Below are 26,276 nucleotides of genomic sequence, written 5' to 3'. Positions count from 1 at the left end.
GCCATGGCGGAGCGGCGGTTCACGCCTCCCCCGTTCGGCTGAAACGCGTCCCGCGCGCGCCGCCCGAGCCCCGGCCCGATGGGACATCCGGTGGTCACACACCGTCATGTCGGTGCCACAGCGCGGTGCGAGGATGGCGCGCGTCCGGCTTTCGACTCTCCTGTCAGGAGCCTCCGTTGAGGTCACCCGCACGCCTGCTCGCCACCGCCGCCGTCGCGGCGGCGACCGCGCTGGCCGTCACCGCCACCCCCACCGCGAGCGCCACCCCCACCGCGAGGACGGCCGACGCCAACGGCGCGGTCGACACCGCGCTCGAGTGGTTCGAGGTCACCAACGACACGCTCGTCGCCTCAGGTGCCCCCACCCAGGTCACCAACAGCCGTACCTGGGCGATCGGTTGGGTCGCCGCCACCCGCGCCGTCGACTCCGCGCCGCGCGGCCGCGACCGCGCCCCCTTCCAGAACGCCGCGCTCGCCGGGGCCGTTCACCACACGCTCAGCGCCCTCGCGCCGGGCCGCGCCGCCGAGTTGGACGCGGCGCTCGCCCTCACCCTCGACCGCACGCCCGACGGGCGCGCCGAGGACGCCGGGCTCGCCGCGGGCCGCGCGGAGGCCGAGGCGCTGCTGGCCGAGCGGGAGGGCGACGGCCTCGACCCCGCGTCGGTGAACGTCGCCTTTCCCGTCCCCGAGCCCGCGCCCGGCGTGTGGCAGCCCACCCCGCCCGGCCACGCGAGCCCGACCCAGGCGGGGACGCGCTTCGCCCGCCCGTTCCTGCTGGCGAGCGGCGACCAGTACCGGCTGCCCGCGCCGCCCGCGCTCGGCTCGCCCGCGTACGAGGCGGACCTTGCCGAGGTGCGGGACCTCGGAGCCGCCGACTCCACGGTCCGCACGGACCTCCAGACCGAGACCGCCGCCTTCTGGTACGGCTCGTCGGCCACCCTCTACACCACCCCGCTGCGCACGGCACTCGAACGCCTCGACGCGCCGCTCGCCGAACGGACCGCCCTGGTCGCGCTCTTCCATGTCGCCCTCGTCGACACGCAGATCGCCACGTCCGACAGCAAGTACGCCCATCTGCGCTGGCGTCCGGTCACCGCGCTGCGCGCGGGCGGCGACACCGAGTGGACACCGCTGCACAACACCCCGGCCCACCCCGACCACCCCAGCGGGCACGGCACTTACTCGGGCGCGGCCGAGGGCGTGCTGACGGCGTTGACAGGCCCGACGACCGCGCCGTTCGAGCTGACGAGCCCGACCGCGCCCGGCGTCACCCGCACCTACACCCGCTGGTCCACACTTAGCGACGAGAACGTCGACGCCCGCGTGTGGTCAGGCATCCACACCAGGAGCGCCGACGAAGCCGGGGTCGAGCTCGGGCTCACCGTGGCCGAGCACACCCTTCGCCACGCGAACGCGCTGCTCTCCTGATCGTGGAGGTGAGCGCACCGATCCCGGAGCGCACGGCACACCTCCCTTCCTGAGGACCGCGCGGCCGAGCGCACCGGCTGTCCGCTGACGATCCCGGACACCCTGCGTCGTCGGATGGGTCGGGAGTCGTTTACCTCCGCTCGCGTGTGGTGCGCTGGTGGCGCGTTCCCTCGTAGCGTCTCGCGCGGGGTGTGATGAAGCCGGGGAGTTGGGAGATGTGGCGGCTGGCCCACAGGACGGTGAAGCAGCCCATGTGGAACGACTCGCCCCCCGCGAAGTGGAGCAGTTTGCCGCCGCTGGCGAGCGCGCTCATGTCGCAGACGGTGTAGGGCTGTCCTCCGACGACCAGTTGGTCGCCGATCTTGATCGTGGCGGCGGTGATCTCGATCGCGACCATCCCGGTGGGGTTCATCGTGCGATGACCGCCAGGGCGATGACGATGACGAGGGCGCAGCCGACGACGACTTGCGCGACGATCTCCGCCCGGGACGGCGGGGGTTGGCGGAGGGCTGTCTCCCAGAAGGAGCGAGGGCGTAAGCCGGGTGGGTCGGCGCGCCAGACGGTGAGGGTGGTGCGGTGGGGCATGACGAACAGGTGGCCCGAGGTGAGCCGCAGCTTGATCCCGCCGTGGACGGGGGTGCGGGTGATGACCTTGAAGTGGCGCTCGCCGATGGTGAGAACGTCACCGGTGAGGATCGTTCTCGGGGTCACCTCGACGCGTCGCACATCCGTCGCGGACATCGCCGCATGTCGCTTCGGCGGGTGCCCGTCGTGCCGGTGGGACGGGGGCCGGAAGAGGAACGGCCAGAAGATGACAGGCTCCCAAACGTGGTGGTGGTGCGGCTGCTCGGTCAGGTGGAACGGGGCGGTCGCGTTCGATCGCGCCGTTCACCGTGGCTCCCGGACGGCGCGGCTCGCCCGTCGGGCGGCCTCCCGCAGCCGCGCCACGGTGGCGCGGGCGGCGTCGTGGGCGGCGTGCCGCTGGTCGGCGTTGAGCGTGCGGTCTTTCGTGCGGGCCACGGCCGCCAGCAGCCGCGCGATCGGGGCTGCGAGCGCGGGTGACTCGCCCAACGGCGCGAGCGTGGCGACCAGTTCACCGGGAACGATCTCCGGGTACGTCAGCCGTGACCCGTTGTGGCGCAGCGGGTGGAAGGTGAGCGGGATCAGCCGCTCGCGGGTCAGGCAGCGCGCGCACGCGCGATGCGTCCACCCGCCGCCCGACCCGGCATGGTGCACCGCCACCACGGTCAACGGCGGCATCGTCGTCCCGCACGACGCACAGCGTTCGCTCACGACCCACCGCCCGAACCCACGTGGGCGGCGCGGTCGCGCACCCGCTCCGGGCAGCCCAGACACAGAGCAAGCGGCACCGCGGGCGGGCAGTCCCGCCCGACGATCACCGTCATCGGCTCGTCATCGGACAACGGCGGCGGCGCGGGCTCGGGCGGGGGCGTGAGGGGGGTTCTCGTCATGGTCGGCTCTCCCGTGGGTTTCGGTGCCAACCGGAACGTAGAGCCGCTATAACTGATCGTGAGCACGCGAAGTGCGTGCCTCGTCCCCGGGGGACACATGGACACTGAGCACAGAGTCGGCCGCCGCATCGCCTACTGGCGCGAGCACCGAGGTCTCACACAAGGAGATTTCGGGCGCCTCATGGGTCAATCCCGGCGCTGGGTCCAGGACCTGGAAGGCGGCCACCGGCAATCCGACCCACGGCTGTCCCTGCTCCAGCGGGCGGCCGACGTACTACGCATCCCCCTGGAACAACTCGTGACCGATCCAACCCCCGCCCCGGCGCAGGCATCTCTGCCCGCCGAGGTCGTCGCCCTCGCCGACGCGCTGCACCGCCTCCCCGCCCCCGCGCCGACCGGTGAGCCCACGCCCCTGCCTGCACTGCGGAAACGGCTCGACTTCTGCTGCCACGCCTGGGTGTCCTGCCACTACATCGCCACGGCGCGCGACCTGCCCGGACTGCTCGCCGACGCCCACCGTGCAGCCGCCGACAGCAGCGAGGGCGCCGTGCTGCTGTCGCGCGCCTACCAACTCGCGGCCAGCCTCCTCTTCAAGTACAGCTCCACCTCGTGCACACCCGGAGTGCTGGCCGCCGACCGTGCGCTGGCCGCTGCTGAAGCCTCCGGCGATCCGGTGGCCATCGGCGCCTCGGCCCGGCGCGTAGCGCGCGGCCTGATCCACCAGAAGCGGCACAGCGCTGCCACCGAGTACGCCACCGCCCAGGCCGACTCATTGCGTTCCGACCTCGAACAGGGCGGCACTCCCGGCCTGTCCACCCTCGGCATGCTGTACCTCGTGGCGGCCATCGGCGCCACAGGCAGCGGACGCAGCCCCGCCGCCGTCTCCACCGCGAACGACCGCCTCGGCGCAGCGGCCGAAGTTGCCGAGCAGCAAGGCGGGGACGGCGCGGACTTCACCAGCTTCGGCACCACCAACGTGCGGCTGCACGAAGTCGACGTTCTGCTGCGCCTGGACGATGCCTGGGCAGCGGTCGAGGCCGGTCGCCGCGTCACACCCACCGCCCTCGCGTGTCTCGGCCGGGAACGCCGCGCCCGTCACCTCGTCACCACCGCACGCGCTTTGGCCTTGACACGTCAGCGCGACGAAGCTACCGCTGCCCTCGTCGAGGCCGAACACCTGGCCCCCGAGGAAGTACGCCGCCCGGCCGTGGTGGCCGTGGTGCAGGATCTCCTGCTGCTCGTACCGTCCCCCTCCCTGGAGTTGCGCTCGCTGGCCGAGCGCTGTGGACTCCGCGCATGACCACGGTGCTGTACCTCATCGCCTGCGCGGCCGGACCCGCGCGCCACATCGACCAGGGCGTCCGGCAGGCGCGGGCCGCCGGGTGGGACGTGTGCGTCGTTCTCTCGCCGTCGGCCGCGCGCTGGTGGGCCGAGCGGCGCGCGGAGCTGGAGGAGCTGACGGGGCGCCCGGTGCGTTCCGAGTACAAGCTGCCGGGCGAGCGCGACGCGTTGCCGAGGGCCTCGGCGATGCTCGTGGCGCCGCTCACCACGACCAGCGCCTGCAAGTGGGCCGCGGGGATCACCGACACGCTGGCCATCGGGCTCCCCGCCGAGGGCGTGCACCTCGGCGTGCCCGTGGTCGCGATGCCGTTCTGGTCCACCGCCCTCGGCGCCCAGCCCGCGGTCGACCGCGCCGTGGAAACGCTGCGGGAACAGGGCGTGCGCGTGGTGTTCGCGCCCGGCGAGCCGCACGCGCCGAAGCGGGGCGACGCCCATGCGTTCGCCTGGTCGGCCGGGCTCGCCGCACTGCGCGCATGACGAACGCCCACGCCTTCCTGGTTATCGCCGCCACCATCGCCGAAGCGCGGCGGCGTGCCTGAGCTGGGCAGTGCCGAGCCCCCGCCGCATCCAGCGCCGGGGGCTCGGCTGCGTCTCCGACGAGTACGGACACCATGTGGCCATCGTCCACCGCTGTACCAGCGGATCACTCCCCCGCCCGCGCGGGGAGCACGCGTCCTGCCGGGCGACGTCGCTGGGCGGGCCACCCCCTGAGCCATGGACGACCGCGCGGCCGAGCGCAACGGCCATACCCGCTGACGATGCCCGACGCCCCGCCGCACGGCGAAGCCGTGCGGCAGGCCCGCGGCCACCCGGCGGGAGCCTCAATCCAGGCCGTGGCCACGGGGGTTGCTGACGTCGAGCATCTCGCGGCTCCCCTCGCGATGCGGCAGCAGCTCCACCTGGATCCGGTGGGTGGCGTCCCGCGAGACCCCGCCGCCCACGTCCGCCGTCAGCACCCCGATGCGCAGTCCGGCCCTTCCATCGCCCGCGCGGTGCACCTGCACGGCGAATTCCAGACTCACCCGCTCCACCCCGAACCGCACGGCCTGGCCCTCGCCTTCCTGCCACGCCTGCGCCAACTCCCGCCGCACCTGCCCGATCACCTCGGACAACCCGACGAAACCCTCGCCCGCCACGTTCACTTCAGACCCCCGGGACCCTCTCGCGGGGCCGTTGTCATCCGGCCATTCGACCGTTCCGACCCCGCCCGTGGCTACGGGAGTCTACGCGGTGTGACATCCCACGAGTATGCTGTGACGGCATGGGGGGCGAGTCGACGGAGCGTTGGCTGGTCCGCATCCGTGAGTCCGGGGAGTCCGGTGAGCCGCTGAGACCGGTGCTCGGGGCGGGTCTGCTGCTCGATTCACATCATGTGTTGACGTGCGCCCATCTGCTGGGCGACCCCGAGGTGCGGGTGCGGGTCGAGGCCGCGCGCGGATACGGCCGGATCGAGTCGGTCCCCGCGACGGTCACGGACGACGGCTGGATCCCGCGCCTGGACGGCGACGCGTACTGGGGCCGCATCGGCGACCTCGCGCTGTTACGTCTCGAGCGCCCGCTGCCCGCCGAGTGGGCCACCGTGCTGCACCGGCTGGCCCCCACGAGGCACCGCAGGGTCAGGCTGCACGGCTTCCCCGACCATGTGGAGCGCGGCTTCGAGCTCGAGGGCCACCTCGGCGGCCCGCCGGGCGGCGACGGTCGTGTCCAGGTCCACCCCGACCAGCACGGCGCCGTCGTCGTGGCGGGGTTCAGCGGGGGAGCGGTCGTCGACCGCGAGACCGGCCGCGTCATCGGGATGGTCGCCAGCCGCGTCAAGGACGAGGAGTTGGGCGCCTCGTTCATGATCCCGGTCGACACGATGATCCAGTACCTCCCCCAGCTCGACCCCTATGTCCGCGGCGACTCCGCCGCCGACCGCGGCCTGCTCTCCGAGGGCGTCCACCGCTCCGAGGACGAGGACGTCGGCCTCGCCCAGGTCCTCGCCCGGTGGCTGGGCGACGTCGGCTCCGCCCCCGTCCAGGCGGTCAGGGTCGCCCCGTACGACCACACCCGCACACAGCCACTGCGGCGCGCCATCTCCGTCGCCACCCGCAGCATGCCCGCCAGGCACAGGGCAGAGCGGCTGACCGACCTCCCGCCCGGCACCATCCCGCCCGTCGGCTCCCTCGACCTGGCCGTCGACGCCACCCGCAAGACCAGAGCCGCCGTCGCCGAGCGCATAGCCGACCGCGTCGGCGTCAGGTCAGGGCCCGGGGAGACGCCGGAGGACGGGCTGCGTAGGCGGCCGCTGCCGCTCACCATCGCCGTGCACGGCGTCGACCGCGCGGCCGACCCGGCCGATCTCGTCGCGCTGCTCGGGGTGCTCGCCGAGCGGGGCAGCCGCATGCTCCTCGTCTTCCACGGCGACGACCCCGCCGCGCGCGACACGATCGTGGCGTGCCTCGACTTCCACTTCCGATTCGGCGCGGTGGCACGGGAGTTGACCGCGTGTGCCGACCTCGCGCGCCGGGGTCTTCCCGAGCGGCTGCGCCGGGTGAAGGACAACGAGGAGCCCGCCGCCAGGTCCGTGCGCGAGGCGGCGGGCACCTTCGCCGTCGTCGTGCGTGCCGAGCGGACCGTGGCCGCGCTGCGCACGGGCGACCAGGGGGCGCGTTCGGCCTGGACGCCCGAGAGCTCGGCGGCGCTCCTCGCCGACCTCGCCAGGGCCAGGGCCCTGCTCGACCGGGCGGTCGACGACCTCGATGACCTCAGCGCCGAGCGCGACGACCTGCGCGGGCTGCTCCTGGCCGCGCACGCCGGGGTGCGCGGGGCGCCAGGAGGGCCCGACAGCCCCGCCCCCAGCCGGTGGGCCCTCGACCTGTCCGACCGCTACATCGAGGCCCGCGACCTGCTGTGGCGCGGGCCCTGCGACGTTCCCGAGGCGCGGGTCGCGGTCGGGCGCTACCTGGAGGCCCTTCAGCGGAAGGGGACGCGATGAAGGCCTGCGCCCGCCCCGGCTGCGGCGGAACGCTCGCGCCCACCGGGTACTGCGACACGTGCGGCCGCCGCCCCGCGGGAGCCGCGGGCCCCGCCCCCGAGGACCCCGGCGGCTCGGGGGGCTCGTTCGGCTCCGACCCGGTCACCGTGCCGACGGGCGGCGGCAGCGAGGCCGAGCCACCGCCGCCCACGCCGCCGTCCTCCACGACGGGCGACGGCGAGATGTCGCTGCCGCCCGTGTCCGTGCCCGACCCCTCGGCCTTTGTCATCAAGGACCCCAGGGCGTCGAGGCAGGGCCGCCGCTGCGGCTGGGAGGGCTGCTCGCAGCTGGTGGGCGTCGCGTTCGGCAACCAGCCCGCCACCTCCAGGGGGTTCTGCCCGCGCTGTGGCCACCCGTTCGACTTCTCGCCGCAGCTGCACCCGGGCGACCGGCTCAACGACCAGTACGAGGTGGTCGGTTGCGTCGCCCAGGGCGGCCTCGGCTGGATCTATCTGGCCCGCGACCACAACCTCGACGGCTCCTATGTCGCGCTCAAGGGCCTCATCAACAACAACGACGCCACCGCCCTGAGCGTCGCCACCGCCGAGCGCCGCTTCCTCACCGCGCTCCAGCACGACCACATCGTCCGCATCAGGAACTTCGTGACGGCGGGCAGCACCGGCTACATCGTCATGGAGTTCATCAACGGCCGCCCCCTGAGCGCCCTTGGGACCAGGGACCGGCAGGAGGACATCCTGGGCGGCCCGCTCCGCCTCGAACACGTCGCGGTCTACGGCTGCCGCATCCTCAACGCCCTGGAGTATCTGCACCAACACGGCCTGCTCTACTGCGACATGAAGCCGTCCAACGTCATCCACCACGGCGACCAGATCACCATCATCGACCTGGGCGCGGTCCGCCGCATGGACGACGACGTCTCGCCCGCCGTGCACACCGACCACTACCTGCCGCGCGTCGAGCTCTACCCCGACGAGCCGGGGCCCGACACCGCGCCCACCAGGCCGCGGCGCGGCGCCAACGGCGCGCCCTCGCCCCGCCAGGAGCGGCGGCGCGGCATCCCCAGGTTCTCCCGGCTGACCGACCTCTACACCGTCGCGACCACCCTGGAGGAGCTGGCCAGGGCCTCGGTGGTCCCCGATGGCGTCGCCAAGGAGTCGTTCGACCTGGTCATCCGGCGCGCCACCGCGCCCCACCACGCCGCGCGCTTCGCCACCGCGGCGGAGATGTTCGAGCAACTACGCGGCGTCTGGCGCCAGTTGCGCGCGGAGTACGGGGAGCAGCAGGCCGCGCGCTCCACCCTGTTCGCCCCGGGCGCCGACCTCCTCGACAGCGGCCTGGCCTCGCCGCCCCCGCCGCGGCACTGGCTGCGCCCGCCAGGACACGAGCCGCCCGCCCTCGACCCGGGCCGCCCGCCGCCAGGTCGGGTCGCCGCGGCGCTGCCCGCGCCCGTGCCGCACCCCGACCACCCCAAGGCCGCGCGCGAGCTCCTGGACTGCGACACGTCGCTTGCCATCGGCGAGACGGCCCCGGCCCGCGCCGCCCTGGTGCGCGCCTGCCGCGAGCTGTCCCAGGGCGTGGCACACGGCGACTGGCGCATCGCCTGGTACCACGGGCGGCTGCTGCTCGCCCTGGGCAACGCCCCCGCGGGGAACGCCGAGGTGCACCGCGTCCTGGCCCCCGCCCTCGGCCTCGCCCAGTCCCGCCCACGCTCCGCCGTGGAGTGCTTCGACGCCGTGCGCCAGGCCCTGCCGGGCGAGACCGCGCCCCTGCTCGCCCTTGGCTACTGCGCCGAGAGCGGCGGCGACCTCGACCGCGCCGAGGCGTTCTACCGCGCCGTGTGGCGCCGCGACCACGCCGACGGCTCCGCGGCGTTCGGGCTGGCCAGGATCCGGCTGGCGCGCGGCGAACGCGCCGCGGCGCGCGCCGTGCTCGACCAGGTGCCCTCGCACGCCCCGCACCACGCGGCGGCGCGGACCGCCGCCGTTCGGCTCCTGGTGGGCAGGCTCCCAGGACAGCCGCCCACCGCGGGCGACTTCACCGAGGCACAGCACCGCCTGCCCAGACTCGCGCTCGACGGCGGCTGGACCGAGGGGGACGAACGCCTGCGGCTGACCGCCGAGATACGCGAGGCGGCCCTCCACTGGGCGGCGAGCCGGGGCTGGCCCTCGCCAGGGCTGGCCACGGGGCCGCTCTACGGCAGCCCCACCACGGAGCGGCGGCTGCGCGAGCTGCTCGAGGAGTCGTTCACCGGGCTCGCCCGCCGCGCGGCCACCGCCGACGAGCACGCCGCCCTGATCGACCACGCCAACCATGTCCGCCCGTTGACGCTGCTGTGAGGCCGCCGGGACGCGGTCGCACGGCCGAGAGGCGATGCGAAGGAGCACGCCCATGACACCTGACCCCACCGTCGCCCTGACGATCAGCCAGGAGATCGACCTGGCCGTCGGCAACGCCGGCGCGGGCATGCACGCCTTCATCGAGGTCCGCACGAGCGGCGTCGACCCGGCCGCGCTCGGCGGCGCACCCAGGGCCGCCGAGGTGATCATCGTCGACTGCTCGGGGTCGATGGGCTCGCCTCCCACCAAGCTCGAGGCCGCCCAACGGGCCGCGGGCGCCGCCGTCGACGCCCTGCGGGACGGCACCGAGTTCGCCGTGGTGCGGGGAACGCACCAGGCGCGCATGGCGTTTCCGCGCCACGCCGAGCGCCTCGAGGTCGCCGACCACGACTCGCGCGCCAGGGCGAAGGCCAGGATCGGCCACCTGTTCGCCGAGGGGGGCACCGCGATCGGCTCCTGGCTCAGGCTGACCCGCGAGCTGCTGGCCGCCAGCGCCGCCGAGGTCAAGCACGCCGTCCTGCTCACCGATGGCCACAACGTGGTGGACCCCGAGCTGCTCGACGACGAACTCGCCCTGTGTGAAGGGGAGTTCGTCTGCGACGCGCGGGGCATAGGGACCGGCTGGAACAGCGAGGAGCTGATCCGCGTCGCCGGGCGCCTCAACGGCACGGCGAGCGCCGTGCTGCGCGAGTCCGACCTCGAGGCCGAGTTCGAGCGCTCCATCCGCACCTCCATGGCCCGCACCCTCCCCGCGCTGACGCTGCGTGTCTCGCTGACCCGCGGCATCGGGCTGCGGTTCCTGCGGCAGGTGCACCCCACCCGTCGGGACCTCACCGCCGAGGGCGTCCCTGTCGACGAGCGCGCCGTGGAGTTCGCCACCCACCCCTGGGCGGGCGACGAGGTGCGCCAGTACCACCTGTGCCTGACCGCCGACCCCGAGGACGTCCCGCTCGACGAGGAGATGCAGCTGGCGTGGGTCGACGTCGCCTCGGGGAGCGACCGCGTTCCCGACCCCGCGCCCGAGCCCGTGCTGGTCCGCTGGCGCCCCGGCAGCGGGCCGCCCACCGAGATGTCCCACGTCAGCAAGCACTTCTCGCTCCACGAAGACCTCACCCTGGCCGCCAACGCGGCGCACGACGCGTATCAGGCGAGCGACGAATCGGCCCTGCTCTCGGCCCTTGGCACCACGGTCCGCCTCGCCCACCAGCTCGGGCACGCCGAAGTCCTCGCCGAGGTGGCCGAGATCGTCGACATCCACGACCCGGCGGCGGGCGAGGTCGTCATCAAGCAGCACTTCGACGGGCGCAGGCTCGGGCGGCTGCTGATGTTCGGCCATGTCTCCGTGTCCGCCGAGGTCGGCCCGCGACCCGCGCCCGAGCGGGCCGTCCCGGTGGACCCGGCGCTCGACCACGTGTCCTGCCGCAAGGAAGGCTGCTCGGCCGAGTTCCCCCCTGGCACCCCGTTCTGCGGCCTGTGCCAGACCCGCCAGGCCGGGCCACCCGACACGGAGCGCGGATGAGCACGACGCGCCGCGCGCTGGTGCTGCGCGCCCTGGCCCTGCTGATCCTCACGGTGGCCACCATGGCCTCGCTGTTCACCGCCTACACCGGCGTCCACAGCCAGGCCGCGCCCGTGCGCGAGCGGACGGCGCCCGCGATCCTCGACGTGACGGCGGCGCAGAACGCCCTCCTCCAGTCGTTCGACGCCGTCCGGGACTCGGGCACGGGCGAGCTGGTCAGCACGGGCGGCGGCTACCGCGTGCAGATCGCGGTCGCCAACCAGAGCCTCGCCCGCGCCGCAGGGGCCGCCGTGGGCGGCGAGCCGGGGCTGCGCGCCCTGGAGACCGTCACGGGCCTGATCGTCTCCTACTCCGGCTTCCTCGAACAGGCGGACCGCCATCGCACCGACGCGGCCCTGCGCGACGGCTACCTGTGGTACGCCGAGGGCACGCTCAGCCGCGACCTCGACGGCATCCTCGACCGCCTCGACAGCCTCCAGGACCAGCAGTACGACGTCCTGGACGGCCAGGTCTCGTTCGACCGCGGCGCCCAACTCGCCTGGGGCGCCACGCTGCTGAGCGCCGCGGCCCTGCTGCTCGTGCTGATCGAGACACAGGTCTTGCTGCGCCGCCGCTTCAGGCGCCGCTACAACCTCGGCCTGCTGGGCGCCACCGCGACCCTGCTGATCGCGCTCGGCGGCGCGGTCCACGTCACCGCCGAGACCCAGAGCGCCCTCGACGCCGCGGGGCACTCGCTGCGCGAGAACCTGGTCAGCCCCTGGGTCCCCGTCACGGGCGACGCGGACACGCAGCGGCGCGGGCCCGCCGAGGACGTCTCGGACTCCGTGCAGAACACCGCGAGAGAGGTGGACGACGCGATGAGCGGAACGGACGCATGGGAGGGCCTGGCCGGCCTGGTCCCCGTCCTCGGCCTGCTGCTCGCGGGCCAGATGGCGCGGGGTCTCTGGCCGCGCTTCGACGAGTACAGGTTCAGGGCGCGATGAGGCGCGGACTGCTGGTGGGCGCCGTGCTCGTGGCCCTGGCCGTGCTCGCGGGCTTCGCCGTCCGCCTGGTCTTCCCCGCCGAGCGCGGCGTCACCGTGCTCGCCTCGTGGACCAGGGGCGAGGGCGAGCTCTTCGAGCGCGTGCTGGCCGAGTTCACCGAGGAGACGGGCATCGAGGTGGACTACCAGGGCACCACCGCGCTGCGCGAGGTGCTGCTCTCCGAGGTCGACGCGGGCGTTCCCCCGGATGTCGCGATCGTGCCGAGCGTCGGGGAGTTGACGGAGTTCGCCCAACGTGGAGAGCTGACGGCCCTGGACTTCGCGCTCGACGGCGGGTCCCTCGGCGAGGTCTACGGCGCGCCCTGGGTCAACGAGGTCCGCAGGGGGCGCGACACCAGGACCGCCGCCTACTGGTTCCCCGTCAAGGTCGACCTCAAGAGCCTGGTCTGGTACGACGCCGAGGCCCACGGCCCCGCCGACTTCCCGCGGCTGCTCGAGGACGGCGGCTCGTGGTGCCTCGGCATGGGCTCCGACGCCACATCGGGCTGGCCCGGCACCGACTGGGTCGAGGACGTGCTGCTCCAGCAGGCGGGCCCCGAGGTCTACGAGGGCTGGGCCCGCGGCGAGGACGACCCGAGCACCGCGTGGAACGGCGACGCGGTGGAGACGGCGTGGCGGACGTTCGGCGAGCTGGTCGGCGCGGGCGGCGCCACCCGCGGCGTCCAGTCCCTGACCAGGGACTACGGCAACGCCTCAGCCGGGCTGCACAAGGGGCCCGTGTGCCAGCTCGACCACCAGGGCTCGCACGCGCGCGGCAACTACGGCGACCTCGAAGCGGCGTTCGCGCCCTCCGCGCAGCTCTTCCCCGGCACGGAGGGGCGTCAGCGGGGCTGGCAGGCGGGCGCCGACTACGCCGCGATGTTCCGCGAGACCGACGAGGCCGAGGAGCTGATGGCGTGGCTGGCCGCGCCCGAGACCCAACGGGTCTGGTCCGAGGCCGTGTCCGACCGCAACGCCGTGGCGTCGGGCAAGCTGCCCCCGCCGCTGTTCGCCGCGTCGGACACGGACGCGTCCGTGCCGGACGCGGACGAGGTGCACGACGCGCTCGCCGCCACGCTCGCCGACCCGCCCGAGCCGCTGTGCCTCGACGCGTCCGACGTCATGCCCCCGGCGCTGCGCGACGCGTTCCACCAGGCGGTGCTGACGTTCCTCGCGGACCAGAGCACGCTCCCGGCGATCCTCGACGAGCTGGAGACGATCCGCGCCACCACGGCCACCCCGGACCGAGCGATCCCGTCGGTGTGCGGCGAGACGGACTGAGGGGGGCGGCGCCCACGCGCCGCGCGGATGGTGGACGCCCTCCACGCCAGGACCGGTGTCCGCCTGACCGCCGAGGGGCCCTGCCCTGGCGGGCAGGTGGGCGCGGCCTATGCGCGCCGCCTCGTCCCCTCGAACCACTGGCGCGCCCTCGAGGTCGTCGAAGGGGCCGAGCACCGCACGCTCCCCGAGGCCCGACACCTCCGCGAGGCATGCGAGGACATGAGGGCCGCCGCGAGGAGTCCCCGGTGAGCAGGGACGTGGGGCGTCCGGCGGACGTTATTCCGGCGTTCGCCAGCTGGTCCGTGGCCGGGACCTGGTTCGCGGCCTCCGCGACTTCGGGCCGAGGCAGTCCACGCCCATGTCCACCGGTGACCGGGCCGGAGCGCGGGCCCTGACGCGCACACCCGCGGAGCGCCGCGGGCCGTTTCACCCCGCCAGCAGCGGGCGAACGCTCCCCGCCGCGCTCAGCGCCCGGTGCAGGGCGAGTTCGGCCGTGGCGCCCTCGGCGAGCACGATCCCGGTGCAGCCCCGCTGGTCGGTCAGGTGCTCCACCAGGTCCCCCGGCGCCGCCGTCGGGTACCACTCGGGCGAGCCGGGGAAGGTCGCCAGCGCGTCGAGCCCGCTCCAGCCGGTCAACCGCCCGGGCCGCTCCGGGTAGACGAGGGCGAACGCGGTCGCGGGCCCGGGCCCTGAGCCCGGCGCCGCGTCCCCGTCGAGCAGCGCGGGGCGGCGGCCGAGCGCCGTGTCGATCAGGGCGTCGTAGACGTTGGTGCCGAGCCGTCGGCACAGCGCCTCGCCGACCATGGCGCCGCCGATCCTGCGGTTGATCTCGACAAGCTCGGGCCCTTCGGCGGTCAGGACGAACTCCACGTGTCCGAAGCCCTCGTGGCCCACCGCCGCGAGCAGATCGCCCACCCAGGCGGCGACGCGGGCCGCCTCCGCGTCCGGCAGCGCGACCGGGAACGACGCGACCTCCTCGCGCCCCGCGGGCTCGGGCGACATCTGGCGGCTCGTCACCCCGAGCAGCCGCGTCCCGCCCTCCCAGCTCAGCGTCTCCGCGCTGTAGACCGGGCCAGCCACCAGCGGCTCGGCCAGCAGCCGCCCCTTGAGCGGGGTGCGCGACGCGGCGTCGAGGGCGGCGCGCAGGGCGCGTTCGTCCCGTACGAGCCACACCCCGCGCGACGACGTTCCCGAGGTGTCCTTGAGCACCGCGGGCAGCCCGACCGTGGCGAGCACCTCGGCGGCGCTCGCGGGCGAGGGCGCCACGGCGTGGGCCACCAGGCGGCTGAGGCCCTTGGCGTGCAGCGCTTGTCTGACCCGCAGCTTGTCGCGCACCAGCCGGACCGCCGCCGGGTCGGGCCCCGGCAGGCCGAGCTCGGCGGCGATGTCGGCCCCGGCCACGCCGAAGGTGTCGGTGGAGTTGATGAGCCCGCCAAGATCGGGCATCGTGCCCAGGGCGGCGGCGCACGCGGCCGGGTCCAGGGTGTCGATGTCCACGATGTCGAGGGCGCCTTCGGGCAGTTGGTCGAGCTCGTGCCGGTACACGGCCCGGTCCTGGGTCAGCAGGCACAGCCGGTGCCCGGCGTCATCGGCGGCCCTGACGATGCGGGCGAGGCCGAAGGAGAGCAGTTCGAGCGCGGCGACGGTCATGGGGTGGGCTCCTCGGGGTACGCCCTGCGGCCCCACTCGGTCACCGACCAGGGGGGCGTGAGGTCGGCGAGACACGTGATCTGGTGGGGCTTCAGGGAGCGCGGGTCCGGCGCCTCGCGATGGCGGGCGAAGGCGCGTTCGGTGTAACGGTGGCCCGTGTCGGGGCCGATGACGAGGCATGTGCGGTCGGCGTTGCGGGCGGTCTCCCACCGGCTGGCGAGATACGCCGCGCCCGTGGAGAGCCCGGCGAAGACGGCGTGGTCGCGCAGCAGGCCCACGGCCCCGGCCATCGCGTGCCTGAAGTCGATCCAGTGCAGGGCGTCGTAGAGCCGGTGGCGGACGTTGCCGAACGGTATCGAGCTGCCGATGCCCGCGATGATCGCCTCGGGGTCGCTGAAGCGTTCGCTGCCGAACGTCACGCTGCCGAACGGCTGGATCCCCACGAGCCGCACCTCGACGCCACGTCGCCGAAGTGGCAGCACCAGGCCGCCCGTTGACGACCCGGTGCCGACCGCGCCGATCACGGTCAGCTCGCGCACGGGCAGCGCGGCCGCTACCAGGTCGGCGAACTCCTCGTAGCCCGCGTAGTGGACGGCGTCGTGGTACTGCCGCATCCAGTGCATGTCGGGCCGCTCGCCGACGAGTTCGCGCACGCGCCGCACGCGCCGCTCCTGGTCGAGGCGGAGGTCCTGGGACGGCGGCATCTGGTCCACGGTGGCGCCGAGCACCTCCAACTGCACGCGCATCGTGGCGTCCACGGTGGTCGAGGCGACGATGTGGCAGCGCAGGCCGTAGCGGTGGCAGGCCATGGCGAGGGCCAGCGCGTAGATGCCGCTCGAGCTGTCGACCAACGTCTGCCCCGGGCGGATCGTGCCCCGGTCGAGCAGGGCGCGCACGGCGCCGAGCGCGGCGTAGACCTTGAGCGTCTCGAAGCGGGCCAGCACGCTGCTTGGCCCGAGGCGCACCAGGTCGGGCGCCTTGATGGCGTCCGTGATGTGCTCGTGCACGGGCGGCGGGCCCGGGGCGGCGGGCGGGGGTGGCGTCACGGCGGGTTCCTTCGGTGGGGGCGCGAAGCGAGCGGAACGAGCGGAACGGGGTGGGCGGCGTCAGCCGGGGTGCGGGCGGGTGCCCCTGACGATGAGCCGCCGGGAGGTCTGGCCGTAGGGGGAGGCGTCGAAGCCGCCGAAGCACTCGACGGCGGTGAACCCCGCCTCCTCGAACAGGGCGCACAGCTCGGCCGCGCTGTACAGCCAGCAGTGGATCGACGCCTCGCGCGCGGTCCCGCCGCGCACCAGGGTCCAGTCGGTGCGCAGCCGCCGCCAGCTGTCGAGGACGGTGTCGCGCTGGATGACATAGCCGTCGTCGAGATCGACGACCTGCGGGCGGCCGATCCAGCCCGCGAGCACCTCCTTGCCCATGACGTCGATGAGCAGCCGCCCGCCGGGGACGAGCGAGTCATGGGCGTTGCGCAGCACGCGCACGTTGTCCCCGTGGTCGTCGAAGTACCCGAACGACGTGAAGACGTTGAGCACCACGTCGAACGCCTCGGGCCTGACGAACTCCAGCATGTCCGCCCTGACCAGCTCCGCCTCGGCCCCCGCGTCGGCGAGCGCCTTCCGCGCGCCCTCGAGCATCGCGGCGCTGAGGTCCACACCCGTCACGGCGTCGCCGCGGCGGGCCAGCGGGACGGCGAGGACGCCGGGGCCGCAGCCCAGGTCGAGAACGCGGGCACCGGCGCCGAACGCCAGCAGCGGCGACGCGTCGACCAGCCGCGCCACCTCATCCCGGCGACGGGCCGGGAACATCGTCGACGAGAAGTCGGACCAGAGGCTCTCGTCCTCATACCATCGCATTGCGGTGACCACCTCGAATCGAGTCGTCCCTTACTCGGATCCGTTGCGTTTTCCTGGGCGAATGAAGGGGGCGTTTCCGCCGGGCGCGAAGGAGCCGGAGGCGATCTCCATCGTGCCCCGGGCGCCATTCCGCAAAACACCGGAATTGCATGGCACATATGTGGCTCCCGGCGGGAACCACATTGCGTTTTCCGGCGACCGGGAAAGGGGAGGGCCGCCCGCCGCCCCCTTTCGCCGCGGCGGGCGTTCAGGGGCCGCCCGCCTCGCTCTCGGCCGTCGCCAGCAGGGAGATCAGCGTCTGTCTCGCCCTGGCCACCCGGGAGCGCACGGTCCCGATGGGGCAGCCGCTCGCCTCGGCCGCCTCCGCGTACGGCATGCCGAGGACCTGGGTCCGCCAGAACGCCAGCGCCCGGTCGGGAGGCAGCCGCGCGAGCAACTCGTTGAGCGCGATCCACTCCTCGAACCCCGGTACGTGCCCGTGGCGCGTGCTCTCCACCGCGGACATCCAGTCGGCCGTCTCGGCCAGCCGGGGGCGTGAACGCTCGTAGCGGATGCTGTCGATCAGCGCCCTGCGGGCGATGACCAGCAGCCAGGTGCGCGCCGAAGAGCGGCCCTCGAAGGCCGGGAGGCTGCGCAGCGCGCGCAGCAGCGTCTCCTGCGCCAGGTCCTCGGCGGCCTGCGCGTCGCCGCTCAGCCGGGTCAGATAGCGCTGGAGGTCGCCGCGCACCGCGCGGACGAACGACTCCTCGGCCCGTCGGTCGCCGCCGCTCGCGGCCAGCGCCCACGCGGTCAACGTCGCGTCGTCCGGGGGTGGTTGCTCGCCGCATGACACGGCAGCGAGTGATGAGGTCACGGTCCTGTCGCCTTTCGCGAAAACCGCGCCGCGCACGGGGGAGCGGCGCGATGACGGGGAGGCCGGGACCGCCGGGATCCGCCGGGGGGCGGGGAGAGCGAGTTCGTTCAGGCGGGCGCGACCCGGCCGTGGCACCGCGCTGTCACGAGGACAGCGAAAGGCGACGGGGGCGCCCGCGAGCCGACGCGCCGGGCGAGCAGCGGCTGCCTCGGCGTCCCGCCGCGCCGCTCCCGTCCCACGGCCGCCCGCGGGGCAGGGGCGGGGCAGCGGGGGAACGCCACGCGCAGCAGCGGCACGAGCACCCGCAGCGCGGCCCAGCGCAGCAGCCGGAAGACGGCGCGTTCGCCGTGTCTGAGCCAGACGGCGCTCAGCAGCCCGGCCAGCACATGGAGGGCCGCCATGCCGACCGATCCGCCCGGCATGGCGTGCGGCGCCGCGGCGGCCGTCCCGCCCCACGTGGGCGGGCCGCCGGGCACGTGCCCGACGTGCGAGGCCAGGCCCGCGTCCGTCACCACGCGCAGCGCCTCGCCGAACGACAGGGGGTCGGCCGTCGAGGGCTCGCACAGCACGTGCCCCGCCATCCGGTGCACCGCCGAGCCCGCCATCGGGTCGGGCGCGGGGGCGGCGGGGGCGCCGCCGTGCACCGAGAACAGGCCGTGCAGGAACGCCTGGGTGATCAACGTCGCCGCCGTCACCGCGACCGCGCCCCGCTCCCGCCCGGCGAGGGCCACCGCCCCGGCCCAGACCGCGACAAACGCCGCCGCCAGCGCCCACCCCGGCAGATCGTCGCCCGACATCGCCATGTGACCCGAAGCGGCGAGCAGCACGCAGAGCGCCGAAAAGACGGCCGCTCGCGCGCCTCGCAACACTCGGCCCGCTTCCATGACGGCTCCATGGTGGCATCGCGCGGAGAGGCTGACGATATCCGGAACGAGACTTTCTTCGGGCGAAAACGAAAGGGGGAAGGGCGGGAACTCACCCGCCCTTCCCGACGACTTCTCAAGTGAATGGGGCGTGCGCCCCCGAGGTCACCAGTCCAGCTCGTCGCAGCCCCTGTGGTTCGCGGGCTCGACCTGGAGCGTGGCGTGGGCGACCCCGTGCCGCTGCCGCAGGATGTCGCGCGCGTCGTCGAGGACGGCGTGCGGGTCGGCGCGTTCGGTCGCGACGAGGTGCGCCGTGGCGACGGGCATGCCCGAGGTCAACGTCCACAGGTGCAGGTCGTGCACGTCGGCCACGCCATCGATCGCGGCCAGGTCGTCGGCCACGGCCTCCGCGCTCATCCCCTCGGGGGCGTGCTGCCCGAGCACGGCGAGCACCTGGCGGCCCAGCATCACCGCGCGCACCACCACGAACGCGCCGATGGCCAGCGCGATCACGGTGTCCCACAGCGGCGACCCGGTGGCCGCGACGAGCGCTCCGGCGACGATGACCCCGACGGATCCCGCGGTGTCGGCGACGACCTCGAGGTAGGCGCCCCTGACGTTGAGGCTCTCGGCGGCGCCCGCGCGCAGCAGCAGCAGCGCCACGACGTTCACCGCGAGGCCGATCGCGCCCACCACCAGCATGGGCCCGGTCTCCACCTCCGCCTCCGTGCCCACGCGCCCGATGGCCGCGATGACGATGTAGGCGGAGACGACGAACATCATCAGCACCGCGAGCGCCGAGGCGAACACCTCGGCGCGGTACGAGCCGTAGGTGCGGCGGCCCGTGGCGTCGGGGCGCGTGGCGATGCGGGTGGCGACCAGCGCGGCGCCCAGGGTGACGACGTCGGCGGCCATGTGGCCCGCGTCCGAGAGCAGGGCCAGCGAGCCGGAGATCAGCGCGAAGGCCAGCTCCACCAGGAAGTAGGAGCCGACGAGGAAGAACGACACCGTGAGGCGCCAGCGGTGCCTGCCGGTCGCGGAGCTCAGGCCGTGATCGTGTCCATGACCCATGTCAGCGGTCTCCCGTGCGCTCGGGGTGGATGGCTTCGGTGTGCTCGGTGTGGGCGACGGCCAGGTCGAGGAGCATCCGGACGTGGGCGTCGTCGAGCCGGTAGTAGGCCATGCGGCCCGAGCGGCGCGCCGCCACCACGCGGTGGGCGCGCAGCAGGCGCAGCGCGTGGGACGTGGCGGACTCGCTGAGCCCGCTCACGGCCGCCAGGTCGCACACGCACAGCTCGCCCTCGCGCAGCGCGATCAGGAGCCGCAGCCGCCCTGGGTCGGCCATCAGCCCGAACACCTCGGCGGTGTCGACGAGTTCGTCCTCCAACGGCATCCGGGACCGCACGAGGTCCACACGGTCGCCGTCGACCACGCGGACGGAGCACGCGTCGGCGGATATCGGCTCATCTGAATGCCTCTTCATATATGCATGGTGAGGCCCGTGCGGCGCTCCCGTCAAAGGCTGCACTGGTGACCGTTGTCAATGCCGATCAGCACCGTAACGCCGCAGGTCAGAGGCGTGTCGGTCAGGGGCGTGGCGGCGGGCGAGGGGCGCCGCCCGTCATCAGGTGGCCGTCGGGGCGGGGGCCGTCGAGTCGCGGACCCTGAGGCGGTGGCCCGTCGCCTTGCGGCGCGGGCGGGCCGAGTGGGGGCGCAGGACCATCTCGAGCGCCGCCGCCCCCATGTCGGCCATCGGCAGGGCCACCGTGGTGAGCGCGGGGGAGAGGTCCTGCGCCACCTGGATGTCGTCGAAGCCCACCACCGAGACCCGCCCCGGCACGGGGATGCCCCGCTCCCGCAGGACGGAGAGCACGCCGGTCGCCATCGCGTCGTTGAGCGCCACGATCGCGGTGGTGCCGGGGTGCTCGCTCAGGATGCGCTCCGTGCCGGCCCGCCCGCCCTCGCGGGTGAACGCGCCCGGCACGACCGGCACGTCGGCGGGGTCCACGCCGTGCGCCGCGAGCGCCCGCCGGATCCCCAGCAGCCGGTCCTCGACCGTGGTGAGGTGCGCGGGACCCGCCGCCACGGCGATCGCCCGGTGCCCCAGCGCGAGCAGGTGGCCCGCGATGGTCTCCCCTGCCGCCCGGTTGTCCGGCAGGACCGCGTCGCAGCGCAGATGGTGGCGGCCGATCACGGCGACGCGCCCGCCCGAGCCCTGGTAGTCGAGCAGCTCGCGGTTGGCGCGTTCGGACTCACCGCGGTCCACATAGCCCGAGCCCGCCATCACGATCGCGCCCACGCGGTGCGCGCGCAGCAGCCTGATCTGCGCCAGCTCCGCGTGCGGCTCGCGCGCGGTGTGGCTGATCTGCACCGACCAGCCGTGCTCCCCCGCGACGCGCAGCGCGCCGCTGGCGATCTCGGAGAAGTACGGGTCGCCGATCTCGTAGACGATGAGCCCCGCCACCCGCGTCACGCCGCCCGCCAGGGTGCTCGCGTGGGGGTTCGCCACATAGCCCATCTCGGCCGCGACGGCGCGGACATGGAGGGCCACCCGGTCGGAGACGCCCTCCCGGCCGCGCAGCGAGCGCGACGCCGTCGCGAGGGAGACCCCGGCCCTTTCGGCCACATCGATCAGCCGCAGCGCCCTTCCCGACCCCGCGGCCCCCTCCCCACGCGCGCCTCGGACCATCGGGAACCACCGTCTCGTGTCAGGACCATTGCCACACCATCGAGCCGCCGTTACGGTACCGCAAGCGCTTGCGAAAGCGCTTACTCAACGGGGGCGCCAGCCAGCCCGTCAGTTGAGGTCCACTCGTGCGACGAAGCATGGAGAGTCACCTCATGACCCAGTGGAACAGGCCCGCGCTCGGCCTCGCCGCCACGCTCACCGCGTCGGCCCTCGCCCTCTCGGCCTGCTCGGCCGACGCGGGCGGCGGCGGCTCCGACGACACGATCACCATCGGCATATCCCTGCCCCTGACCGGCGACTTCTCCGAGCCGGGCAAGGGCGTCCAGCGCGGCTACGAGGCGTGGGCCGAGATGGTCAACGCCGACGGCGGCCTCCTCGGCCGCCAGGTCGAACTCACCATCCTCGACGACCAGTCGAGCGCCGACCGCGTGGTCCAGGACTACGAGGCGCTCATCGCCCAGGACCAGGTCGACCTCGTCTTCGGCCCGTTCTCCACCCGCCTCGTCGTGCCGAGCGCCCGCGTCGCCGAGGAGTACGGGATGCTCTTCGTCGAGCCCGCGGGCGCCGCCGCCGAGGTCTTCGACCAGGGCTTCGAGAATCTGTTCTACGCGGCTCCTGCCATCGCCAACGACCACTATAACCACCTGGCCGAGCAGATCCTCGCGCTGCCCGAGGCCGAGCGCCCGCAGACGGTCGCCGTCGCCGCGATGGACGACCCGTTCGCCCAGGGCACCGCCTACGGCCTGCGCGACAAGCTCGCCGACGCGGGCCTCGACGTCCTGGTCGACGAGGTCTACCCGCCCAACACCACCGACTTCTCCTCCATCGCCGCCAAGATCAGCGACTCGGGCGCCGACGTCGTCATCGGCGGCACCCAGTACCAGGACGCCGTCAATCTCATCGTGGCGCTCCAACAGCTCGACTACCAGCCGCGGTTGGCGGCGTTCTCCACCGCGCCCACCAACCCCGAGTTCTCCTCGGCCATCGGCGAGCAGACCGAGGGCATCCTCGCCCCCACCGGCTACACGCCCGAGGCGCCCTGGCCCTCCAACGTCGAGTTCGTCGAGCACTACACCGAGACCCATGGCAACCCACCCGCCGAGGACGAGGCCAACGCCTTCACTACGGGCCAGGTGGTGGCCGCCGCGGTCGAGGCCGTGGGCTGCGCCGAACAGGGCGACTGCCAGCAGCAGTTGATCGACTGGCTGCGGGAGAACGAGGTGGAGACCGTCGTCGGGCCGCTGTCCTGGGACGACGCGGGCCGCCCGCAGAGCGCGCACATGATCCAGCAGTACGTCGAGGGCGACATCAGGATCGTGCTCCCCGCCGACGCCGCCGAGGCCGACTTCCTCTTCCCCAAGCCGACGTGGTGAGTGGCCCGTGTCCGGATCGCTCCTCTTCCAGAGCCTCGTGCTCGGCGTGCTCCTCGGCGGGCTCTACGCCCTCCTCGCCGCGGGGCTGACCCTCTACTTCGGCGTGATGCGCGTCGTGATGATCGCGCACTCGGCGTTCCTCATCCTGGCCGCCTATCTGGCCTGGTGGTTCAACGAGCGCACGGGCCTCGACCCGCTGCTCTCGCTCGTCGTCACCGTGCCGCTGTTCTTCCTCGTCGGCGTCGGCATGCAACGGCTGCTGATCACCCGGCTGCGCCCGGCCACCCTCACGATGATGTCGGTGCTGCTGACGTTCGCCATCGCCCTGTTCATCGAGGGCATGATCGGCTTCGTCTGGAGCGGCACCCAGCGGCGCGTCCAACTGCCCTACTCCGGCTCGAACATCGAGTTCTTCGGCGCGAACATCGCCGTCGTCAAGCTGGTGGCGTTCGTCCTCGCCGCCGCCTCGCTCGGCGCCCTGTACGTGCTGCTGAAGAAGAGCAGGTTCGGGCAGGCGCTGCGCGCCACCATCCAGCACCGCGAGGCCGCCCAGCTCGTCGGCATCCGCACCGACCGGGTCGCCGCGCTCGGCTTCGGCCTGGGCCTCGCCACCGCCGCGGTCGGCGGCACGGCCCTCGCGCTCGACGCCACCATCTACCCGTCGCTGCACTGGCACTGGGTCGGCCCGCTGATGGCGATCATCGTCGTCGGCGGCCTCGGCTCCATCCCCGGCACGGCCATCGCCGCGATGGTCCTGGGCATCGGGCAGAGCCTCCTCCAGGTCGAGCTTGGCACCACATGGGCGCAGACCCTGTTCTACGTCGCCCTCTTCGCGACGCTGATGCTGCGCCCGCAGGGATTCTTCGGAGGTCGCCTTGCCCAACGCTTCTGACACCGAACGGCCCCCGCCCTCCCCGACGAGGACCGCGGCGCCGGGGCCGCGCGACGTGAAGGGAACGCGCCAGGCGCTCACCGTGGCGCGGGCGGTCAAGCTCGTCGCGTTCGTGGCGGGCGCCGTGCTGATCCTGTCCTTCCCGAACATGGCGCCCAACCCCTACATCCTCTCCGCGGGCGTCGTCGTCGCCTCCTACGCCTGCACCGCCACCGCCTGGAACTTCATGGGCGGCTTCACCGGCTACATCTCCCTCGGGCACGCGGCGTTCTTCGGCCTCGGCGCCTACGCCACGGGGCTGCTCATCCGCGACCTGTCGTGGCCGCCGTTCGTCGCCTGGCTGGGCGCGGGCGCCGTCGTCGTCCTGATCACCATCCCGGTCGGCATCGCGGCGCTGCGCGTGCGCGGGGCGTCGTTCGTCATCGTCTCGATCGCGTTCGTGCTGATCCTGCTGCTGGTCTCGCAGGCGTGGAAGGACTTCACGGGCGGCTCCAACGGCCTTGTCGTGCCACGCCCCTTCCCCGACCTGCTGCGGCCCGAGCACCACCGGGTGTTCTTCTACCTGTTCGTCGCGCTGCTCGCGGTCATGCTGCTCGTGTGGTGGGTCATCGACCGCTCGCGCTTCGGCGCCGGGCTCAAGGCCGTGCGCGAGGACGAGGACAAGGCGCAGGCGCTGGGCGTGCCGACGCGCGACTACAAGCTGGTCGCGTATCTGGTCTCCGCGCTCTTCACCGGGCTCTCGGGCGGCATGTACGCGCTGTGGTTCGGGGATCTCGACCCGATCTTCCAGTTCTCCATCCTGCTGGGCGCGTACATGGTGCTGATGGCGCTGCTTGGCGGCGTGCGGCACCTCTACGGGCCGCTGCTCGGCGCGCTGATCGTCGGCGGCGCGCTCGAGTACTTCAAGCTGGAGTACGGCGACACCCAGCTCCACCTGGTCGCCACGGCCGTGCTGCTCGGCGTGGTCGTGCTGTTCACGCCCAACGGGATCATCCCCGCGGCCACCGACCTCGTGAAGCGCTTCGGCCCGCAGGACTCGTCCATCCGCGAGATGACCGCCGCCGAGCTGCTCGAACGCAACGAGAACGAGGCACGGAGGGCGGCCGATGAGTGACCCCGATGGCCTGGCGACCGAGGGCCTCACCAAGTCGTTCGGCGGCGTGCGCGCGGTCGACGGCGCCACGGTGACGTTCCACCAGGGCCGCATCAACGCGCTGATCGGCCCCAACGGCTCGGGCAAGACCACGTTCTTCAACTGCGTCACCGGAATGATCAGACCCGACTCGGGAACGGTCACCTACCGCGGGCGCGACCTCACCGGCAGGCCACCGCACCGGATCGCCCGCGCCGGGATCGGCCGCAGCTTCCAGCTGTGCCGCGTCTTCCCGCGCATGACCGTCCTGGAGAACATGCTGGTCGCGGTGCGCCGCACCCGGCTGCGCGAGCTGCTCGTCGGCGCCCGCCAGGCCGAAGACATCGCCAAGGCGCGCGGGCTGCTGGTCCGCGTCGGCATCGACCACCTGGAGAACGTCGAGGCGGGCAACCTCTCCTACGGCCAGCAGAAGCTCCTCGAGCTCGCGGGCGTCCTCATGGGCGACCCCGAGACCATCATGCTGGACGAGCCCGCGGGCGGCGTGAACCCCGCGCTCATCGGCCGCATCGGCACGTTGATCCGCGAACTCAACGCCGAGGGAAGGACGTTCCTCGTCGTCGAGCACAACATGGACCTGGTCATGAGCCTGTCCCACCACGTCGTCGTCTTCGACCGCGGCCGCCCCATCGCCGAGGGGCCACCCGCGGTCGTGCGCGAGGACCCCCGAGTCCTGGAGGCCTACCTTGGCGTCTGAGCCGACCCCCGCAGGCGGCCCCGCGCCGCTCCTCGTCCTCGACGACGTGCAGGCCGGTTACGGCCGCGCCGCGATGGTGCTGCGCGGCCTGACCATCGAGGTGCCGCCCGGCACGGTGGTGTGCCTGGTCGGGCCCAACGGCGCGGGCAAGTCCACCGTCCTCAAGGTCGCGAGCGGCCTGCTGAAGCCGCGTTCGGGCCGTGTCCTCGTCGACGGCGACGACGTCACGGGCCGTGGCCCGCAGGCGATGCTGGCCTCCGGGCTCGCCCATGTGCTGCAAGGCCACAGCGTCTTCCGCGAGATGACCGTCGAGGAGAACGTCCTGCTCGGCGCCTACACCCTGCGGGACAAGGCGCGCGTCGCCGAGCGGGTGGCGTTCGTGCGCGACCTCTTCCCGATCGTGGGCGAGCGCTGGAAGCAGCTTGCCGGGCTGCTGTCGGGCGGGCAGCAGAAGCAGGTGGAGTTCGCCCGCTCGCTCATGGTGGACCCCAAGGTGGTGCTCCTCGACGAGCCGTCCATGGGCCTCGACCCGAAGACCACCGCGACCGTCTTCGAGCAGGTGACACGCATGCGCGACGCGGGCACCGCGGTGCTGCTCGTCGAGCAGAACGCCCGCCGCGCCCTGGAGACGGCCGACCTCGGCTGCGTTCTCGACCTCGGGCGCGTGCACATCAGCGGGCCCGCGCCGGAGCTCCTCGCCGACCCCCAGCTGTCCGAGCTCTACCTCGGCGGCCGACCGGCCGAGCCGTCCCTCCCGGTGGAGGGCTGACGCCCGGCGCGGCGCACGAACCACATCCACGCACCACAGCCACGCACCACACCCACGACAACGCTGTCGAGAGGAATGCGGATGCTCAGCGGAAGAAGGAGACGCCTCACCCC

Annotated in this window: 27 protein-coding genes; 14 read left to right on the top strand and 13 right to left on the bottom strand. The window is 73.5% G+C overall.

What is annotated here, in order from left to right:
* Nucleotides 1-176 precede the first annotated feature (176 nt).
* On the top strand, nt 177-1,427 hold the full coding sequence (locus tag D7318_RS26490) for a vanadium-dependent haloperoxidase (protein ID WP_230424107.1): 1,251 nt from the start codon (nt 177-179) through the stop codon (nt 1,425-1,427).
* A 130-nt stretch (nt 1,428-1,557) separates the two neighbouring features.
* On the opposite strand, the gene D7318_RS26485 is transcribed toward D7318_RS26490, so the two are convergent.
* The 4 genes from D7318_RS26485 to D7318_RS32470 form a co-directional block, all read right to left on the bottom strand.
* Nucleotides 1,558-1,839: a hypothetical protein gene (locus tag D7318_RS26485; protein ID WP_147437833.1), complete on the bottom strand. Its 282-nt coding sequence runs from the start codon at nt 1,837-1,839 to the stop codon at nt 1,558-1,560.
* On the bottom strand, nt 1,836-2,168 hold the full coding sequence (locus D7318_RS26480; RefSeq protein ID WP_120699733.1) for a hypothetical protein: 333 nt from the start codon (nt 2,166-2,168) through the stop codon (nt 1,836-1,838). The genes D7318_RS26485 and D7318_RS26480 overlap by 4 nt, the downstream gene beginning before the upstream one ends.
* A 147-nt stretch (nt 2,169-2,315) precedes the next feature.
* The gene (locus D7318_RS26475; RefSeq protein WP_147437832.1) at nt 2,316-2,720 is read right to left on the bottom strand and encodes a hypothetical protein; all 405 of its coding nucleotides are present in this window, start codon (nt 2,718-2,720) and stop codon (nt 2,316-2,318) included.
* The gene (locus D7318_RS32470; RefSeq protein WP_147437831.1) at nt 2,717-2,899 is read right to left on the bottom strand and encodes a hypothetical protein; all 183 of its coding nucleotides are present in this window, start codon (nt 2,897-2,899) and stop codon (nt 2,717-2,719) included. The genes D7318_RS26475 and D7318_RS32470 overlap by 4 nt, the downstream gene beginning before the upstream one ends.
* Nucleotides 2,900-2,996: 97 nt before the next feature.
* Between D7318_RS32470 and D7318_RS26470 the strand changes: the two genes are divergently transcribed.
* Both D7318_RS26470 and D7318_RS26465 read left to right on the top strand, forming a co-directional pair.
* Nucleotides 2,997-4,199: a helix-turn-helix domain-containing protein gene (locus tag D7318_RS26470; protein ID WP_120699731.1), complete on the top strand. Its 1,203-nt coding sequence runs from the start codon at nt 2,997-2,999 to the stop codon at nt 4,197-4,199.
* On the top strand, nt 4,196-4,717 hold the full coding sequence (locus D7318_RS26465; RefSeq protein ID WP_120699730.1) for a flavoprotein: 522 nt from the start codon (nt 4,196-4,198) through the stop codon (nt 4,715-4,717). The genes D7318_RS26470 and D7318_RS26465 overlap by 4 nt, the downstream gene beginning before the upstream one ends.
* Before the next feature lie 344 nt (nt 4,718-5,061).
* Here D7318_RS26465 and D7318_RS26460 read toward each other — a convergent pair whose 3' ends face one another.
* A complete protein-coding gene (locus D7318_RS26460) occupies nt 5,062-5,376 on the bottom strand; it encodes a trypco2 family protein (protein ID WP_120699765.1) in 315 nt (104 codons plus the stop codon).
* 125 nt (nt 5,377-5,501) lie between these two features.
* Between D7318_RS26460 and D7318_RS26455 the strand changes: the two genes are divergently transcribed.
* Genes D7318_RS26455 through D7318_RS34235 form a run of 6 tightly spaced genes read left to right on the top strand, consistent with a single transcriptional unit; the run spans nt 5,502 to nt 13,623 of the window.
* Nucleotides 5,502-7,217: a S1 family peptidase gene (locus D7318_RS26455; protein ID WP_120699729.1), complete on the top strand. Its 1,716-nt coding sequence runs from the start codon at nt 5,502-5,504 to the stop codon at nt 7,215-7,217.
* Nucleotides 7,214-9,553, top strand: a complete 2,340-nt coding sequence (locus tag D7318_RS26450) for a tetratricopeptide repeat protein (protein ID WP_120699728.1) — start codon at nt 7,214-7,216, stop codon at nt 9,551-9,553. The genes D7318_RS26455 and D7318_RS26450 overlap by 4 nt, the downstream gene beginning before the upstream one ends.
* A gap of 52 nt (nt 9,554-9,605) precedes the next feature.
* On the top strand, nt 9,606-11,072 hold the full coding sequence (locus D7318_RS26445; RefSeq protein WP_183091619.1) for a VWA domain-containing protein: 1,467 nt from the start codon (nt 9,606-9,608) through the stop codon (nt 11,070-11,072).
* Nucleotides 11,069-12,055, top strand: coding sequence for a hypothetical protein (locus D7318_RS33050; RefSeq protein WP_183091618.1), 987 nt, complete (start codon nt 11,069-11,071; stop codon nt 12,053-12,055). The genes D7318_RS26445 and D7318_RS33050 overlap by 4 nt, the downstream gene beginning before the upstream one ends.
* Complete coding sequence (locus tag D7318_RS33045) at nt 12,052-13,374, top strand: ABC transporter substrate-binding protein (protein WP_183091617.1); 1,323 nt, start codon at nt 12,052-12,054, stop codon at nt 13,372-13,374. The genes D7318_RS33050 and D7318_RS33045 overlap by 4 nt, the downstream gene beginning before the upstream one ends.
* Before the next feature lie 27 nt (nt 13,375-13,401).
* Nucleotides 13,402-13,623, top strand: a complete 222-nt coding sequence (locus D7318_RS34235) for a hypothetical protein (protein WP_230424104.1) — start codon at nt 13,402-13,404, stop codon at nt 13,621-13,623.
* A 177-nt stretch (nt 13,624-13,800) separates the two neighbouring features.
* Here D7318_RS34235 and D7318_RS26430 read toward each other — a convergent pair whose 3' ends face one another.
* The 8 genes from D7318_RS26430 to D7318_RS26390 all read right to left on the bottom strand — a co-directional run bounded on the left by D7318_RS26430 (nt 13,801) and on the right by D7318_RS26390 (nt 21,282).
* Nucleotides 13,801-15,024 (bottom strand): ATP-grasp domain-containing protein, encoded by a 1,224-nt coding sequence (locus D7318_RS26430; RefSeq protein WP_120699726.1) that lies wholly within the window; start codon nt 15,022-15,024, stop codon nt 13,801-13,803.
* Nucleotides 15,021-16,070 (bottom strand): pyridoxal-phosphate dependent enzyme, encoded by a 1,050-nt coding sequence (locus D7318_RS26425; protein ID WP_120699725.1) that lies wholly within the window; start codon nt 16,068-16,070, stop codon nt 15,021-15,023. The genes D7318_RS26430 and D7318_RS26425 overlap by 4 nt, the downstream gene beginning before the upstream one ends.
* 60 nt (nt 16,071-16,130) lie before the next feature.
* Entirely contained in the window at nt 16,131-16,877 is a 747-nt protein-coding gene (locus D7318_RS26420; RefSeq protein WP_120699724.1) for a class I SAM-dependent methyltransferase, read from the bottom strand.
* Nucleotides 16,878-17,124: 247 nt separating this feature from the next.
* The gene (locus D7318_RS26415) at nt 17,125-17,730 is read right to left on the bottom strand and encodes a sigma-70 family RNA polymerase sigma factor (protein WP_230424102.1); all 606 of its coding nucleotides are present in this window, start codon (nt 17,728-17,730) and stop codon (nt 17,125-17,127) included.
* Between the two features lie 107 nt (nt 17,731-17,837).
* Nucleotides 17,838-18,614: a hypothetical protein gene (locus tag D7318_RS26405; protein WP_147437829.1), complete on the bottom strand. Its 777-nt coding sequence runs from the start codon at nt 18,612-18,614 to the stop codon at nt 17,838-17,840.
* Between the two features lie 144 nt (nt 18,615-18,758).
* A complete protein-coding gene (locus D7318_RS26400) occupies nt 18,759-19,664 on the bottom strand; it encodes a cation diffusion facilitator family transporter (RefSeq protein WP_120699721.1) in 906 nt (301 codons plus the stop codon).
* A 1-nt stretch (nt 19,665) separates the two neighbouring features.
* Nucleotides 19,666-20,076, bottom strand: a complete 411-nt coding sequence (locus D7318_RS26395) for an ArsR/SmtB family transcription factor (protein ID WP_120699720.1) — start codon at nt 20,074-20,076, stop codon at nt 19,666-19,668.
* A 141-nt stretch (nt 20,077-20,217) separates the two neighbouring features.
* Complete coding sequence (locus D7318_RS26390; RefSeq protein WP_120699719.1) at nt 20,218-21,282, bottom strand: LacI family DNA-binding transcriptional regulator; 1,065 nt, start codon at nt 21,280-21,282, stop codon at nt 20,218-20,220.
* 152 nt (nt 21,283-21,434) lie between these two features.
* On the opposite strand from D7318_RS26390, the gene D7318_RS26385 reads away from it, so the two are divergent.
* The 5 genes from D7318_RS26385 to D7318_RS26365 are packed head-to-tail and all read left to right on the top strand — an operon-like array spanning nt 21,435 to nt 26,163.
* Entirely contained in the window at nt 21,435-22,655 is a 1,221-nt protein-coding gene (locus D7318_RS26385) for an amino acid ABC transporter substrate-binding protein (RefSeq protein ID WP_120699718.1), read from the top strand.
* 7 nt (nt 22,656-22,662) lie between these two features.
* Nucleotides 22,663-23,547, top strand: coding sequence for a branched-chain amino acid ABC transporter permease (locus D7318_RS26380; RefSeq protein ID WP_120699717.1), 885 nt, complete (start codon nt 22,663-22,665; stop codon nt 23,545-23,547).
* Nucleotides 23,531-24,661, top strand: coding sequence for a branched-chain amino acid ABC transporter permease (locus tag D7318_RS26375; protein ID WP_220729818.1), 1,131 nt, complete (start codon nt 23,531-23,533; stop codon nt 24,659-24,661). The genes D7318_RS26380 and D7318_RS26375 overlap by 17 nt, the downstream gene beginning before the upstream one ends.
* Nucleotides 24,654-25,394, top strand: a complete 741-nt coding sequence (locus D7318_RS26370; RefSeq protein ID WP_120699716.1) for an ABC transporter ATP-binding protein — start codon at nt 24,654-24,656, stop codon at nt 25,392-25,394. Before D7318_RS26375 ends, D7318_RS26370 begins: the two co-directional genes overlap by 8 nt.
* Nucleotides 25,384-26,163, top strand: a complete 780-nt coding sequence (locus D7318_RS26365; protein ID WP_220729816.1) for an ABC transporter ATP-binding protein — start codon at nt 25,384-25,386, stop codon at nt 26,161-26,163. The genes D7318_RS26370 and D7318_RS26365 overlap by 11 nt, the downstream gene beginning before the upstream one ends.
* Nucleotides 26,164-26,276 lie beyond the last annotated feature (113 nt).

The organism is Streptomyces radicis (assembly GCF_003626575.1).
Taxonomy (GTDB): Bacteria; Actinomycetota; Actinomycetes; order Streptomycetales; family Streptomycetaceae; genus Streptomyces; species Streptomyces radicis.
Note: the sequence above shows the minus strand (reverse complement) of the source record. Positions and strands in the feature narration are given on the sequence as shown.

Excerpts from the sequence above, each read along its gene's own strand:
- D7318_RS26485 (WP_147437833.1), bottom strand. The coding sequence starts at position 1,839 with ATGAACCCCACCGGGATGGTCGCGATCGAGATCACCGCCGCCACGATC.
- D7318_RS26480 (WP_120699733.1), bottom strand. The coding sequence starts at position 2,168 with ATGTCCGCGACGGATGTGCGACGCGTCGAGGTGACCCCGAGAACGATC.
- D7318_RS32470 (WP_147437831.1), bottom strand. The coding sequence starts at position 2,899 with ATGACGAGAACCCCCCTCACGCCCCCGCCCGAGCCCGCGCCGCCGCCG.
- D7318_RS26470 (WP_120699731.1), top strand. The coding sequence starts at position 2,997 with ATGGACACTGAGCACAGAGTCGGCCGCCGCATCGCCTACTGGCGCGAG.
- D7318_RS26465 (WP_120699730.1), top strand. The coding sequence starts at position 4,196 with ATGACCACGGTGCTGTACCTCATCGCCTGCGCGGCCGGACCCGCGCGC.
- D7318_RS26455 (WP_120699729.1), top strand. The coding sequence starts at position 5,502 with ATGGGGGGCGAGTCGACGGAGCGTTGGCTGGTCCGCATCCGTGAGTCC.
- D7318_RS26450 (WP_120699728.1), top strand. The coding sequence starts at position 7,214 with ATGAAGGCCTGCGCCCGCCCCGGCTGCGGCGGAACGCTCGCGCCCACC.
- D7318_RS26445 (WP_183091619.1), top strand. The coding sequence starts at position 9,606 with ATGACACCTGACCCCACCGTCGCCCTGACGATCAGCCAGGAGATCGAC.
- D7318_RS33050 (WP_183091618.1), top strand. The coding sequence starts at position 11,069 with ATGAGCACGACGCGCCGCGCGCTGGTGCTGCGCGCCCTGGCCCTGCTG.
- D7318_RS33045 (WP_183091617.1), top strand. The coding sequence starts at position 12,052 with ATGAGGCGCGGACTGCTGGTGGGCGCCGTGCTCGTGGCCCTGGCCGTG.
- D7318_RS34235 (WP_230424104.1), top strand. The coding sequence starts at position 13,402 with ATGGTGGACGCCCTCCACGCCAGGACCGGTGTCCGCCTGACCGCCGAG.
- D7318_RS26430 (WP_120699726.1), bottom strand. The coding sequence starts at position 15,024 with ATGACCGTCGCCGCGCTCGAACTGCTCTCCTTCGGCCTCGCCCGCATC.
- D7318_RS26420 (WP_120699724.1), bottom strand. The coding sequence starts at position 16,877 with ATGCGATGGTATGAGGACGAGAGCCTCTGGTCCGACTTCTCGTCGACG.
- D7318_RS26405 (WP_147437829.1), bottom strand. The coding sequence starts at position 18,614 with ATGGAAGCGGGCCGAGTGTTGCGAGGCGCGCGAGCGGCCGTCTTTTCG.
- D7318_RS26400 (WP_120699721.1), bottom strand. The coding sequence starts at position 19,664 with ATGGGTCATGGACACGATCACGGCCTGAGCTCCGCGACCGGCAGGCAC.
- D7318_RS26395 (WP_120699720.1), bottom strand. The coding sequence starts at position 20,076 with ATGAAGAGGCATTCAGATGAGCCGATATCCGCCGACGCGTGCTCCGTC.
- D7318_RS26390 (WP_120699719.1), bottom strand. The coding sequence starts at position 21,282 with ATGGTCCGAGGCGCGCGTGGGGAGGGGGCCGCGGGGTCGGGAAGGGCG.
- D7318_RS26385 (WP_120699718.1), top strand. The coding sequence starts at position 21,435 with ATGACCCAGTGGAACAGGCCCGCGCTCGGCCTCGCCGCCACGCTCACC.
- D7318_RS26370 (WP_120699716.1), top strand. The coding sequence starts at position 24,654 with ATGAGTGACCCCGATGGCCTGGCGACCGAGGGCCTCACCAAGTCGTTC.